General features: G+C 59.0%; 16 protein-coding genes. 7 read left to right on the plus strand and 9 right to left on the minus strand.

The genetic code is table 11. The annotated features are described in order from the left end of the window. Position 1 precedes the first annotated feature (1 nt). The 4 genes from GDN47_RS20560 to GDN47_RS20575 form a co-directional block, all read right to left on the minus strand. Positions 2–334 (minus strand): hypothetical protein, encoded by a 333-nt coding sequence (locus tag GDN47_RS20560; RefSeq protein ID WP_113331606.1) that lies wholly within the window; start codon positions 332–334, stop codon positions 2–4. Between the two features lie 62 nt (positions 335–396). Further along, positions 397–651, minus strand: coding sequence for a hypothetical protein (locus GDN47_RS20565; RefSeq protein ID WP_152094128.1), 255 nt, complete (start codon positions 649–651; stop codon positions 397–399). Between the two features lie 45 nt (positions 652–696). Then, positions 697–1176: a helix-turn-helix domain-containing protein gene (locus GDN47_RS20570; RefSeq protein WP_113331605.1), complete on the minus strand. Its 480-nt coding sequence runs from the start codon at positions 1174–1176 to the stop codon at positions 697–699. A 15-nt stretch (positions 1177–1191) separates the two neighbouring features. Then, positions 1192–1434: a DUF4160 domain-containing protein gene (locus GDN47_RS20575; protein WP_113331604.1), complete on the minus strand. Its 243-nt coding sequence runs from the start codon at positions 1432–1434 to the stop codon at positions 1192–1194. 356 nt (positions 1435–1790) lie between these two features. Between GDN47_RS20575 and GDN47_RS20580 the strand changes: the two genes are divergently transcribed. Next, complete coding sequence (locus GDN47_RS20580; protein ID WP_113331851.1) at positions 1791–2588, plus strand: creatininase family protein; 798 nt, start codon at positions 1791–1793, stop codon at positions 2586–2588. On the opposite strand, the gene GDN47_RS20585 is transcribed toward GDN47_RS20580, so the two are convergent. Further along, complete coding sequence (locus GDN47_RS20585; RefSeq protein WP_113331850.1) at positions 2576–3544, minus strand: LysR family transcriptional regulator; 969 nt, start codon at positions 3542–3544, stop codon at positions 2576–2578. The genes GDN47_RS20580 and GDN47_RS20585 overlap by 13 nt on opposite strands. Positions 3545–3728: 184 nt before the next feature. Here GDN47_RS20585 and GDN47_RS20590 point away from each other — a divergent pair, with 184 nt between their 5' ends. The 6 genes from GDN47_RS20590 (at position 3729) to GDN47_RS20615 (ending at position 9886) form a co-directional block, all read left to right on the plus strand. Then, positions 3729–4745 carry an ABC transporter substrate-binding protein gene (locus GDN47_RS20590; RefSeq protein ID WP_152094129.1) on the plus strand — a complete coding sequence of 339 codons (1017 nt, stop codon included), beginning with the start codon at positions 3729–3731 and terminating at the stop codon, positions 4743–4745. A gap of 148 nt (positions 4746–4893) precedes the next feature. After that, positions 4894–5718 carry an ABC transporter ATP-binding protein gene (locus GDN47_RS20595; RefSeq protein ID WP_113332097.1) on the plus strand — a complete coding sequence of 275 codons (825 nt, stop codon included), beginning with the start codon at positions 4894–4896 and terminating at the stop codon, positions 5716–5718. After that, positions 5718–6584: an ABC transporter permease gene (locus GDN47_RS20600; RefSeq protein ID WP_113332098.1), complete on the plus strand. Its 867-nt coding sequence runs from the start codon at positions 5718–5720 to the stop codon at positions 6582–6584. Before GDN47_RS20595 ends, GDN47_RS20600 begins: the two co-directional genes overlap by 1 nt. Next, entirely contained in the window at positions 6584–7897 is a 1314-nt protein-coding gene (locus GDN47_RS20605) for a cytosine deaminase (RefSeq protein ID WP_145635762.1), read from the plus strand. Before GDN47_RS20600 ends, GDN47_RS20605 begins: the two co-directional genes overlap by 1 nt. 1 nt (position 7898) lies before the next feature. Beyond that, complete coding sequence (locus GDN47_RS20610) at positions 7899–9308, plus strand: FAD-binding oxidoreductase (protein WP_152094130.1); 1410 nt, start codon at positions 7899–7901, stop codon at positions 9306–9308. Beyond that, positions 9305–9886 (plus strand): NAD(P)H-dependent oxidoreductase, encoded by a 582-nt coding sequence (locus GDN47_RS20615; RefSeq protein WP_152094131.1) that lies wholly within the window; start codon positions 9305–9307, stop codon positions 9884–9886. Before GDN47_RS20610 ends, GDN47_RS20615 begins: the two co-directional genes overlap by 4 nt. Before the next feature lie 384 nt (positions 9887–10270). Here the strand turns inward: GDN47_RS20615 and GDN47_RS20620 are convergent, their stop codons facing one another. The 4 genes from GDN47_RS20620 to GDN47_RS20635 all read right to left on the minus strand — a co-directional run bounded on the left by GDN47_RS20620 (position 10271) and on the right by GDN47_RS20635 (position 13497). Then, positions 10271–10573 (minus strand): hypothetical protein, encoded by a 303-nt coding sequence (locus GDN47_RS20620; protein ID WP_113355740.1) that lies wholly within the window; start codon positions 10571–10573, stop codon positions 10271–10273. A gap of 190 nt (positions 10574–10763) precedes the next feature. Beyond that, a complete protein-coding gene (locus GDN47_RS20625; protein WP_113421478.1) occupies positions 10764–12182 on the minus strand; it encodes an LLM class flavin-dependent oxidoreductase in 1419 nt (472 codons plus the stop codon). A 221-nt stretch (positions 12183–12403) separates the two neighbouring features. Next, positions 12404–12934 (minus strand): chromate transporter, encoded by a 531-nt coding sequence (locus GDN47_RS20630; protein WP_113391174.1) that lies wholly within the window; start codon positions 12932–12934, stop codon positions 12404–12406. After that, complete coding sequence (locus tag GDN47_RS20635) at positions 12931–13497, minus strand: chromate transporter (RefSeq protein WP_113355737.1); 567 nt, start codon at positions 13495–13497, stop codon at positions 12931–12933. The genes GDN47_RS20630 and GDN47_RS20635 overlap by 4 nt, the downstream gene beginning before the upstream one ends. Positions 13498–13592 lie beyond the last annotated feature (95 nt).

Raw genomic sequence — 13592 nt, forward strand, 5'->3', positions numbered from 1 at the left:
GTCAATCGCCATCTGCAACGCGCAGGCAGGAGAATTTCCTACTGAGCGGAGCTCCATGATGCGTCTGGAGATTTGGAGCCGATAACGAACTCGCTTTCAAAGCTATCGCGTACATCGCTATCGCTCCGGTCGATGCGACACTATTCTTGGCGGCTCCAACACCGTCTTCGAGCTTCTCCATTGCAAACCGAGCGAACTTTTTTTGTCCCGCTGGGTCCACAGTCATCGTGAACGGAACAAGCGGGCCTCCACCATCTTCAATGCTCGTGAATCCGTGGTCGATGGCAAGAAAGACAAAGCCAGCGAAGTCTTGGGATGGATTGAAATCGTTCATGCCTTGCATTCCGGAAATTGGGTCGGCTGACAAATAGAACCAAGAAAGGTTCTATTGTTTGATCAATAAGCTACCCCGTAGCGCCGTGAAAACGCTGCTCGCCCCTCGATCTCGGCTATTTTGGAAGTAGTATGCATACCGTCACTGGGAAGCGTTACCCAGCCTTCGGCTATGATCTTTCCCTCATAGTGCGAAACATAATGGTACTGCTCCGCATATGTATAAAAGCCATCTTCCCTCCGTAAAACAACCATTCGGCGTTTTGGATGGAGGGCGGCGCCTATTTCGGTAATGTGCAGTTCTTTCTCTAGCTCCATTTAGGTCCCCGATGGGCTCTAGGTGTAACGAATTTCGGGCGTCGGCTATGCGGCTTTCGGCCTGCCGTTCTGACGCGGCCGGTAATGCGCATGCATCAAGAGAGGGTCGCGCTGGCTAGCGCGCAGCAGCATCTTAACGGCATGGCTGACGGGAGCGCCGGCACGATAGTTCTTCCACGTGCGCAGGCTAACTCCAAGAAAGTCCGCAGCCTCGTTATTCGAAAGCCCAATCTCTTCCTGCCATTTCCGCAGGTCCTCGACATCAAAATCGCGCTGATCCTCGGCAATTTGGAAAAGGTGATAGGCATCGATCGCCAAATCTTCGCCGGCCCATTCGACCGTTGCGCCATAGTCCGTGACTTCGGCGGTTTTCCAGACATCAGGAGACTTGAGGGGGGCGAGCAATTCGCCGCCGGTCGCAATCCAGCCAACGAGGTTTGCGGAAGCCTCAGCGCCGCCCTTCCACTTGATTGCCAGCGTCATGTTTGACGTTGGCGTTACGCTTTCAATTCGCGGCAGATCCATTTCTGTTTCCTTTCCTCAAGCGATTGGAAAGCGGGGATTGGTCCGGTTCCATTCGGCGGCAATCGTCGCCTTGTTCTTCGCCGCCCATTCGAGGGCGGTGTCTTGTGCCTTGCTTGCGAGCTTACCACGCAAGATTTCCAGTGTCGCGATTTCTACCAGAGCATCCCCATCCGGGGTGAAAATGTGGAAGTGCGGGGGCAGATGATCGTTCGCATAAATCCGAATGATGATGTTTCCGATTTGAGCCAGTTTGCCCATGCGCCCCTCACTTCAATGAGTGAAAACATGGGGCATCTTATGCACTATGTAAATATAGATGGTGCAATTTTTACCCCAAATATGGAGTGAAGTTATGGATCACGAGAGGTTCTTCGCGCCAGTATGCGTTGCTGCAATATCAGCGCCTCAACAAGGCAAAGCGGGAAAAAAACAAGAGGCACGGCCCGCCTAGGCCGACACCGCCGCTCTTCAGCCGAGTCTCTCGATTGGCAAATGCCGCTGTCGTTCCAGGCGTACGCAAAAAGGCAGCGGCACGGGCGCAAATTGATGCTTTCCACCGTTACCATCCTTGCCGTATCCGTTGAGTGACCAGGCGCTGACTAGAGGACATGGCAATGACGAAGCCCTTCTATTGGAATGAACTCAACACCTATGATTTCGCCGGTCTTTCACCCGACACCACCATCGCGATCCTACCGATCGCCTCGACGGAGCAACACGGCCCACACCTGCCGATTGCGACGGATGTCGCAATCGCCGAGGGCATGCTTGCCGAGTTGAAGGTCCAGCGCCCGGACGATCTCGATTTCCTGGTCCTGCCGCTGCAGGAGATCGGCAAGGCCAACGAACACGTCTACGGCCCCGGCACGCTGTCGCTCAGCGCGGAGTTACTGATCCCGGTCTGGACCGCAATCGGCGCGAAGGTCGCTGAAGCAGGCATCCGCAAGATGGCGATCGTCAACTCTCATGGCGGCAATGTCGATATCATGAGCATCGTCGCGCGCGAACTGCGCGTGCGTTACCAGATGGCCGTCGTCGCCACGCAATGGACCCGCTTCGGTACGCCTGATGGTATGATCGACGAGCATGAGCAGCGCTTCGGCATTCACGGCGGCGACGTCGAGACCTCGCTCATGCTGCATTTCCGGCCTGATCTGGTCCGGATGGACAAGGCGCAGAATTTTGCCTCCAAGGCGGAATGGATGAAGGAACATTCCAAGTATCTGCAACCCTTGCCGCCGCATTCGCTCGCCTGGATCGCGCATGATCTCAATCCGAACGGCGTGGTCGGTAACGCGGCCAATGGCACGGCGGAAAAAGGCGCGCTCATCTGCCGACATGAGGTCGCCGGCTTCATAGAAATGCTGCGCGATCTGCGCGACTATCCGCTTGCCAACCTCTATTCGAAATAGGGATCCGCGCGGCGTCGCTCGGAGGGCGGGATGATATGTCCCTTCGCCTGCAGCTCCTCGACGATCCCGGCCAATTCAGCAAGCAGGTATTCGACGAAGAGGCTGGTGGCGGCGTCCAGCGGTGCTCGCGCGCGGGCGATCAGCTTCATCGGTTGAGGCCGCGAATGCGGCTCGGCGATCGGGCGGAATACCAGCTCTCCCCGGCGACACTCCGTCAGCACATCGAGCGGATTGAGCAATGTCAGCCCTGCCCCACATTTTACCAGCTGCTTCAACATTTCCGACGCATTGCTCTCCAACACCGGCTCGACCTGCACGGAAAGGCGCGCCAGCATCAGATTGATGACCTCGCGCAGGCTCGTGCCGGGCTGGGCAAGCAATAGCCGCTCCTCCACGACATCGGCGAGATTGATGGGGCCAGGCCCGATCAGTGGATGGCCGGGCGGCAGGACGACGCCGATCGGTATGTCGAAATTGGCAAGGGAGCGAATGCCCGGCATGGCCGGAATGTTGAAGCCAAGTCCGAGATCAACTTCCCCGGAGACGACCGGCGCCATCGTCGTCGATCCGGCGTCATTGCGCAGCTGGACGAAGACCCTGGGATGCTCGGAGAGAAAACGCGCGATGATCTCGGGCAGCGGCCCTGACGCCAGACCCACGGTGGCGACGATACGAACCTTACCCGCCTGCTGCATCTTGAGGCTGCGAATGCGCCCCTCCAGCCGCTCGTAATTTTTCAATACCTCGCGGATGTGCTCGATGCAGAGCTCACCGGCCGCCGTCAGCCGCAGGCCACGCGGTAGGCGCTCGAAGAGCGGCGCTCCCATTTCCTCCTCCAGTGCCAGAATCTGACGATTGACCGCCGATGAGGCCACGTTGAGGCGCGCGGCGGCCTTACGGATCGAGCCGCAGCGGGCGATTTCATTGATGTAGAGAAGTCGTCTTGAGTGCAGCATGCGCGTTCCCATTGCTTATTTTTTGCCCAGGCCGCACAATTTAGGCACAGACCCGGCAACAGATGCCGAAAAGGCATCAATGCGCACGAATTTTGATGCTTTTCAAAGAGCAACGCAACCGCTCAAATGCAGGAAATGGGCGCCAACCACGACGTCCCATGGCAGATAAAGGGAACAGTCAGCCATGTATAAAGCCTTGAAGACAAAAGCATTCCTCGCCGCTATGGGGCTCGTGGCCGCGATCATGGCGGCCGAGCCGGCCAATGCGCTCGATAAAGTCACCTACGGCACCAACTGGCTTGCCCAGGCCGAGCACGGCGGTTTCTACCAGGCGCTCGCCGATGGCACCTATAAGAAATACGGCCTCGACGTCACCATCGTACAGGGCGGTCCCAACGCGGCCAATTCGGCATTGCTGATCTCCGGCAAGCTGGATTTCTACATGGGCGGCCCGCAACAGGAGATCGATGCGGTCAAGCAGGGCATTCCGATTGTGGATGTCGCGGCTATCTTTCAGAAGGACCCGCAGGTGCTGATCGCCCATCCGGATGCCGGCGTGGAAAAATTCGAGGATCTGGCCAAGCTGCCGACGCTTTTCCTGAGTAAGGACGGCTACATCACCTATTTCGAGTGGATGAAGGCGAACTTCCCAGGCTTCAAGGACGAACAGTTCAAGCCTTACAATTTCAGCCAGGCGCCATTCCTGGCAGACAAGCAGTCCGCGCAGCAGGGCTACGTGACCTCCGAACCCTATGAGATCGAGAAGCAGGCCGGCTGGAAGCCGAAAGTCTTCCTGATCGCCGACGCCGGCTACTCGCCTTATTCGACGATGATCACCGCGCAAAAGGCACTGGTCGACAAGAACCCCGATCTCGTACAGCGCTTCGTCAATGCCTCGATCGAGGGCTGGTATAATTACCTCTACGGCGACAACAAGGCGGCCAACGAGCTGATTAAGAAGGACAATCCCGATATGACGGATGGACAGATCGCTTATTCCATCGCCAAGATGAAGGAATATGGCATCGTGGAATCCGGCGATGCGCTCGACAAGGGCATCGGCTGCATCACGGAAGCTCATTACAAGAAGTTCTTCGACGAGATGGTGCAGATCAAGCTCTTCGATGCCGATATCGACTACAAGAAGGCGTTCGATACCCAGTTCGTCTGCAAGGGCGTCGGCATGTCGCTGAAGAAGTAAGCCTAGGCACCTCCCCCGCGCGGGGGAGGTCGCCGCAAAGCGGCGGATTGGGGGTGAGAACCCGAGATAGCACCGGATCCACCCCGCCCCGGAGCTTGGCTCCGCCCCTCCCCCTCAAGGGGAGGGTGGATCAACAAAGAGCTGAACCATGCTAGTGTCCGAATCTACCAAACTCACCCAAACCGAGACACGCAAACGGCCGCTCGTCGTCATGGAACAGGTCTCCAAGGTCTTTTCCAACGGCACGCTGGCGCTATCGGGCATGTCGCTCCATGTGGAAAGCGGGGAGTTCATCAGCCTGCTCGGCCCTTCCGGTTGCGGCAAGTCGACGGCGTTGCGTATCATCGCAGGCCTTGGCGGCGCCTCCAATGGCAGGATCGATTGGCCCAGCTCGCGCATCAACGCCAAGGGTCTGCCGGAAGGAGATATCAGCTTCGTCTTCCAGGAGCCGACGCTACTTCCCTGGAAGACTGTGTTTGGCAATGTCCATCTGCCGCTGAAGCTGCGGGGCGTGTCGAAAGCGACGGCGCACGATCAGATCATGGAGACGCTGGCAACCGTCGGCCTTCAGGATTTTGCGCAAGCCTATCCGCGCGAATTGTCCGGCGGCATGAAGATGCGGGTTTCGATCGCCCGCGCTTTGGTGACGAAGCCAAAGCTGCTGTTGATGGACGAGCCCTTTGCGGCACTCGACGAAATCACGCGCCAGAAGCTGAACGACGACGTTTTGCGCCTCTGGCAGACAACAGGGATTACCGTCATTTTCGTCACGCATTCCGTCTATGAATCCGCCTATCTCTCCAATCGTATTGTCGTCATGAAGGCGCGGCCGGGCCGCGTCCATAGCGATTTTCCGCTGAAAACCAGCGGCGAGCGCGATCCGCTTTATCGTTCATCTGAAGAATATCGGCAGGTATGCGAAAAAGTATCCCGTTCCCTGATCGAGGCCATCGGCTGGCCGGAGGCCCATTGATGAGTGACAGTACCAGTCTGCCCGCCACTCTGTCCGTTGAATCTGCCGACGCACCCGCGGCCTCTGCAGCCAAAAAGCGCAGTGTGGAACGCGCGCTTGGTATCTTCGTGCCCATCCTGACCGTTCTTGCGCTTCTTGTCCTCTGGCAGCTTCTGGTCGTTGGCACCGGCATTCCGCAATATATTCTGCCAAGCCCGATCGCCGTCGCAAAGGCGCTCGTTTCCGACTGGGGCATCCTTTGGCCGGCTCTATGGGTGACGACCGAGATCACCTTCATATCCCTCGTCCTGGCGCTGATTGGCGGCGTCGGCTTCGCCATCTTTCTCGTGCAGTCCCGCTGGATCGAACTCGCCTTCTATCCGCTGGCCGTCATCTTGCAGGTGACGCCGATCGTCGCGATCGCGCCGCTGATCCTGATCTATGCGCCGACACGCGAAGCAGCGCTCTTAATTTGCGGCTTCCTCGTCGCCTTCTTTCCGATCCTCTCCAACATGGTGCAGGGATTGAAGAGCGTCGACCATAATCTGCTCAACCTTTTCGATCTCTACGGCGCCTCGCGCTGGCAGGCCTTGCTGCATCTGAAACTGCCCGCCGCTCAGCCTTATTTCATGACGGGCTTGAGGATCGGCGGCGGCCTATCGCTGATCGCATCGGTGGTCGCGGAATTCGCCGCTGGCTCGGGAGGTCCGAACTCCGGTCTCGCCTTTCGACTGCTGGAAGCGCAATACCGACAGAACATGCCGCGGCTCTTCGCAGCCTTGCTTCTCCTGTCGGCGCTCGGCGTCGCGATCTTCGCCTTCACCTCCTTCATCTCATGGCTGAGCCTGCATCGCTGGCATGAGAGCAGCCTCAAGCGGGAGAACTGATGTCCCACGCCTTCATGTCGCCACCGAACGCAGCCCGCTTTGTGCTGAGCAATGCTACCATCCCAGCCTTGACGCTCTCCGGCCTTGCGGCGCCCTCGAGTGAGGGCCTGGTCAAGGTCGATATCGTCGTCGCCGATGGCCTTGTCAGCGACATCGTCGCGCCTGGAACCGCGCCGGCCGAGTATCCCCGAGTGGATATGCGCGATGGCATGGTCTGGCCGACATTCGTCGACATGCACACCCATCTCGACAAGGGGCACATCTGGGAACGCCGGCCGAACCCGGACGGCAGTTTCATAGGTGCGCTCGATGCAGTGCGGACCGACCGCGAGGCTAACTGGTCGGCCGACGACGTGCGCAAGCGCATGGAATTCTCGCTGCGCTCGGCTTATGCCCACGGCACCGGTCTGATCCGCACCCACCTCGATTCCTTGGCGCCGCAGCATCGCATCTCCTTCGAGGTCTTCGCCTCGGTCCGCGAGGCGTGGAAGGACAAGATCGCGCTACAGGCCGTCGCCCTCTTTCCGCTCGACAGCATGGTAGACGATGCCTTCTTTGCCGATCTGCTCCGTGTCGTTCGCGACACCGGCGGCCTGATGGGCGGTGTGACGCAGTTGAACCCGGAACTCGACGCGCAGCTGAACAAGCTTTTCCGCGCAGCCGCCGATAACGGCCTCGACATCGATCTGCATGTCGACGAAACCGAGGACAAGGAGGTGCTGACGTTGAAGGCCATCGCCGAGGCCGTGCTTCGCAACGGTTTTACCGGAAAGGTGACCGCCGGCCATTGCTGCTCGCTTGCCCGACAGGATGAGAATATTGCCCGCGCCACAATCGATCTCGTCGCCAAGGCCGGGATCTCCATCGTTTCGCTGCCGATGTGCAACATGTATCTGCAGGACCGTCACGCCGGGCGCACGCCGCGCTGGCGCGGCGTCACCCTGCTGCACGAACTTGCCGCGGCCGGCGTGCCAACCGCCGTCGCGTCCGACAATACCCGCGACCCATTCTACGCCTATGGCGATCTCGATCCGGTCGAGGTGTTCCGCGAGGCCGTGCGCATCCTGCATCTCGACCATCCGCTGGATACGGCTGCGAGGGTCATCACCACCTCGCCCGCGGAGATACTTGGCCGCCCGGATATCGGGCACATAGCCGTCGGCAGCCCGGCCGACCTCGTGCTTTTCAGCGCAAGGCGCTGGAGCGAATTCCTTTCCCGTCCGCAGTCCGATCGCGTCGTCCTTCGCAAGGGCAAGGTGATCGATCGCAGCCTGCCGGATTATCGCGAACTCGACAGCGTCATTGGAGCCTGACATGCCGGATTATCAGCGCATCAAGAAAGAACTCGAAGGCATCGCCGTCGAAGACAACCCGGCGCTGGTGCGCCAGAAAAGCCGTGACTTCTACTGGTATTCGCCGATCCTGAAGGCCCAGCTCGACAATGTCACGGCCGATCTCGTCGTCACTCCGAAGACCGAGGAAGAGGTGATCCGCACGTTGAAGGTCGCCTATGCGCATGACGCTCCCGTCACGCCGCGCGGCGCCGGCACCGGCAATTACGGCCAGGCCATGCCGCTTTCCGGCGGCATCGTGCTCAATCTCGCCGCCATGAACACGATCAAGGAGATCCATCCCGGCCGCGTTGTTTGCGAGCCCGGCATCGTCATTGCCGAGCTCGATCGCCAGACCAAGGCCCATTCGGGCCAGGAGCTGCGCTTCCATCCCTCGACGGCACAAACTGCGACGATCGGCGGCTTCATTGCCGGCGGCTCCGGCGGTGTCGGCTCGATCACCTGGGGCGGGCTGCGCGATCTCGGCAACATCTTGCGCCTTCGCGTCGTGACGATGGAGGCGGAGCCCCGCACGCTCGATCTCACCGGCTGGGACCTGACCAAGGTCAGCCATGCCTACGGCACCAACGGCATCATCACCGAAATCGAAATGCCCTTGGCGCCGGCCTATGATTGGATCGACGTGCTGGTCGGCTATGACGACTTCATGGATGCAGTGCGCTTTTCAGACGCGCTTGCCAAATGCAACGGCATTCTGGTCAAGGAAATCGCCCCGATCGCCGCCCCCATTCCGTACGAATATTTCAGCCGCCACAAGCCCTATATCCGCCAAGGGCAGTCGATCGTGGCATTGATGATCGCACCGCATTCGATGGACCCATTCGTCGCCTTCACCATGCACCAGAAGGGCGAGATCACCTTCCGCTCCGACAAGGTGGAGAGCATGAAGGGCATTCCGCACGCCTATGAGCTCGCCTGGAACCACACGACGCTGCGTGCCATCAAGGTCGATCCCAACATCACGTATCTGCAGGTGCAGTATCCGGGGCCGGATCATGTCGCCAAAGTTCAGAAGATGGTGGAGATCTTTGGTGACGAGGTGCCCGGTCATCTCGAATTCATCAAGTTCGACGGGCAGATCCAATGCTCCGGACTGCCCCTCGTGCGCTACACTTCCGAGGCACGGCTCGAAGAGATCATTAGGATTCACCAGGATCACGGCTGCCCGATCTTCAATCCGCACCGCTATACGCTGGAGGAAGGCGGCATGAAGCAGACCGATGCCGTCCAGCTTGCCTTCAAGAAGGAAACCGACCCTAAGGGCCTGCTCAATCCCGGCAAGATGATTGCCTGGGACGATCCAAATTTCGACTTCAAATCCGGCAAGAACTACCTCTTCCCCGGCCTTGCCGCGCTGATGGAGGCCTCATGAAGGTTCTCGTCCTTCATTCCCATCCGGTCGAGGAAAGTTTTGGTGGCGCGCTGCATCGCCAGACCGTCGAGAGCCTGAAACGTACTGGACACGACGTCGACGACTGCAACCTCTATGCCGAGGGCTTCGATCCCGTGCTCTCGCGCCACGACCGGCTGATCTATCACGACTATCCCGAAAATACCGAGACGCTCAAACCCTATGTCGAGCGGCTGGAACGCACCGAGGCGCTTGTGATCGTCACTCCGGTCTGGAACTTCGGCTTTCCGGCTATCCTCAAGGGTTATTTCGACCGAGTCTGGCTTCCGGGCGTTTCCTTCGAACTCGTCAACGGCAAGGTGCGCTCGAAGCTGCAGCATATCCGCAAACTCGGCGCGGTCTTGACCTATGGCGCCGATCCATTCCGTGCCTTCATTGCGGGCAACCCGCCGAAGAAGATCGTCAAGCGCGTGCTGCGCGCGCAGATCAAGCCTTTCGCCCCGGTGATCTTCCTCGCCCACTACGACATGAACCGCTCGACGGAAGGTTCCCGCAGCCAGTTTCTGACGAAGGTCGGCCGCGAGATGGAGCGATTTTAAACGCGGCTCTTTCCAGCGGCCAGAATGACCGCGACCGCCCAACGGTCGACTCCAGAAAATGCCGGACGACACCTAACGATAGAGCATTTCCAGGAAAAACGCGCAGCCATTTTCCGTCCGGAATGCGTTTGGAAACAAGAAGATAGAGCGTTTCCGAGATTCGCGAAAAGCGGAAATGCACTCGGCCGATGGAGTCAATCCACAACACGTGACGGACTGCCGGCCCGATATTTTCCAACCGGAAAGCATGCAATTGGGCGGTGTTCCGGCTTGGGGCGAACTTCGATCCGCCTGTGCGGTTTGGGGGAATGACGGATCGCATTCCCCCAAACCGCTTCAATAATCATCGAAAGCTTAAGAGCAATTCCTGGAAAGGCGGAAGAGCTAGTTGTTCAAAGCGCCGCCGATAATGGCGCCGAGCGCGAAGGCCGCGGCGGGATACCAAAGACCATCGCTGTGACGGCGGTAGCCCGGGCGGCGATCACGGTAACCTCTGTAGCCATGATAGTAACCCGAACGGTCCTTACCCCGATAGGGCCCCCATCCAGGGCGTCCCGGTCCCCGAGGCGGCATCTTGCGATGAACTTCGTCGGGACGATCGCGATGATGACGGGGCCATTCCTGCGCGTTGGCGAAGGGCGCTGCCAGCGTTACGGCAGCCATGGCGAGAACAAAGATCTTTTTCATTGGGCTTCCTTCCTTTTCATCAGGAAACCTTAGTAATCTTAAGGTGAACAGAACGTTAACGCATTGCTACCTTAAATAGCTGGATTGCACGGAATATCTCAGAGATCCATCCGGCTCGTCGGCCCTCAGAGCATCGTCAAAGTGGGCCGAATATGCGCATGCTTCAACCGGATCGGTGATATGGCAAAACCTAGACGCCGGCCGACTGGCGTAACGGTGTGGCCACTTCCGCATCCCGACGCTTGACGGCCTCGATATCGCGATAGGCATTGGCCGGATGGGTCACCGGCAGATAAGGTCCCTCGCCGAAGAGCTTTTCGCGCAAGGTGCCCGGACGATAGGCGGTCGGATACACTCCGCGCTTCTGTAGTTCCGGAACAAGCAGATCGACCGCCGCCTCGAAGCTGTCGGGTGTTACCGCATAAGCGAGATTGAAGCCATCGATGTCCGTCTCTTCGGCCCATTCCTGCAGGATGTCGGCGATAGTCGAGGGCGACCCGACGAATACGGGACCTGTTCCGCCGATCCCACCCCATTTGGCGAGTTCCTCGACCGTCCAGGCCCGGTCCTTGCCGCCGAAGTTCTCGATCATCGAGACGATCGCATTGGTCTCGACCTTCTTCAATTCGTCGGTCGGCGCATATTGGCCGAAATCGATGCCGCTCCAGCCAGACATGAATACGAGCGAGCCGTCATAGGAGGCATAGCTCTGATATTCCTCGAAGAGCTGCTGGGCCTTTGCGTCGGTCTCCGCGATGATCAGTGTCGTGAGATTATAGATCAGCACCTTCCGTGGATCGCGGCCAGCAGCCGCAGCCCTCTGCCTGATATCGGCGACATAGGCGCGCAGAAGGCTCTTGGTCGGAGCCGCGACGAACACGCATTCAGCATGGCCGGCCGCGAAGGCCTTACCAGGCCCCGATGCGCCTGCCTGATAAAGCACGGGCGTCCGCTGCGGCGATGGCTCGCAGAGATGGTAGCCTGGAACATCGAAATACTTGCCTTTGTGGCCGATCTCGTGGACCTTGGTAGGATCGGTGAAAATGCCGCGCTCGGCATCGCGCAGCACGGCGCCCTCCTCCCAGCTTCCTTCGAAAAGCTTGTAGAGGACCTCCACATATTCGGCGGCGACCTCATAGCGGTTGTCATGGGTCTTCAGGCCGCCCTGACCGACGTTCTTCGCGCCGCTCTCCAGATAGGAGGTCACGATATTCCAGCCGACACGGCCCTTGGTGTGATGATCAGCGGTGGCGAGCCGGCGGGCAAACGTGTAAGGATGCTCGAAAGAGGTGGAGGCGGTTATTCCTATGCCGAGATGTTGGGTCGCAAGCGCGATCGGCGCCGCGAGCTGAATCGGATCATTGACCGGTATCTGCGCGGCCTGCTCGATTGCATGGTAATTCGAGCCCTTGTAGACATCGTAATAGCCGATGACGTCGGCGATGAATATGCCGTCGAAAATGCCGCGCTCCAGCGTCCGCGCCAGATCCTGCCAATAGTCCAAATCCTTGTATTTCCACGACTTATCGCGCGGATGCCTCCATAGCCCCGGGGACTGATGCGCGACGCAATTCATGTCGAACGCGTTGAATCGAATATGCCTTGTCATGCCAGCTCCGGACGAATGAGACCGCCGATCAGGCTAGGGGCAGGAATGCTATTCGAAAAGTAAACGCATAATGTCTATATACTCTATGGAGAAATATTTTTCCCGTCGCTTGCCCGCAATCCGCTATTCAATGCCTGGATTGGTGAGCGATTGGCAGGCTTGATCTAAAGAGCAGCGTTGTATGCAGACCATGTCGGTGGCGCGATCCGGAAACCTCCGGCTCAGACCTGGCCAATGCCGCTTAGCCCGATCAACGCGCCAATGCCCAGAACGATGAGCGGATGGACGCGCGTCGTCGAAAGAACAAATGCGCCGGCTGCCGCTATGGCCGCCAGAATCCAGCCCTGAGTTGATGCCTCGGTGATGACGACCGCGCTGGCGGTGACGAGCCCGGCGGTCATCGGCACCAGCCCGGCCTGGACGATCCTTCGCCACGGCCTGTCCTTGAAACGGTTCCAGAGATGGAGCACCAGATAGGTCAGCACCGAAGAAGGCCCAAACTTTGCCACCGAAGTCACCAGCACTCCAGCCCATCCGGCAACGTGCCAGCCGACCAGGGGCACGACCATTAGGTTCGGACCGGGAGCTGCCTGCGCCAAGGCGAACAGCGCACCGAATTCCTGCGCCGTCATCCAATGCTGCACATCGACGATCTGACGATGCATTTCGGGGAGAATGGAATTGCCGCCGCCGAAGGCGAGCAGCGACAGCTGGGTGAAAATGATTGCGAGAGAAAGCAGGGTCGTGGTCATGCTTCAAGCTTCCAAATGGCGATGATACCGAGAGGTGCCAGAACCAGCATGGTCGGCAACAAGGGCAGCCCGACCACGGCGATGGCGGCAAAGCAAATGGCGGCAATGACCAGGGCGACAGGCCTGCGGCGCAGCGGCAGGATGATCTTGACGGCCATCGAGATCAGCAGACCGGCCGCGGCGGCGGCAAGGCCTGCAAACATGTGCTGGATGCGTGGATCGCTGTTGAACTGATCATACACGACGCCAAGGCTGATCACGATCGCCGTCGGCGCGACAATGAGGCCAAGGAGCGCCGAAAATGCCCCCGCCACGCCCTGAAACTTGGAGCCGATCGCAACCGCCATATTGATGATATTGCCGCCGGGCAGGAACTGACACAGCCCGAGCAGTTCGGTGAACTCCTCCCCAGTCAACCACTTGCGATCCTCGACCACCATGCGGCGTGCGAGCGGCAGAACCCCGCCAAAACCAATGAGGCCGAGTTTGAAAAAGCCGAAGAAGAGCTCCGCGACCGCTGGTCCTTCGCGTTGATCAGCATTGGAATGAGAAATAGCGTCCATGTCATGGCCTGTGTGTTTATGCCGAACAGGCGGTCAAAATAGGCTTTTACCGGTCATGCGTCCAATATATGGATTGAACAGTATCCATATGTTTG

Source organism: Martinezella dioscoreae (genome assembly GCF_009176305.1).
Lineage (GTDB): Bacteria > Pseudomonadota > Alphaproteobacteria > Rhizobiales > Rhizobiaceae > Rhizobium > Rhizobium dioscoreae.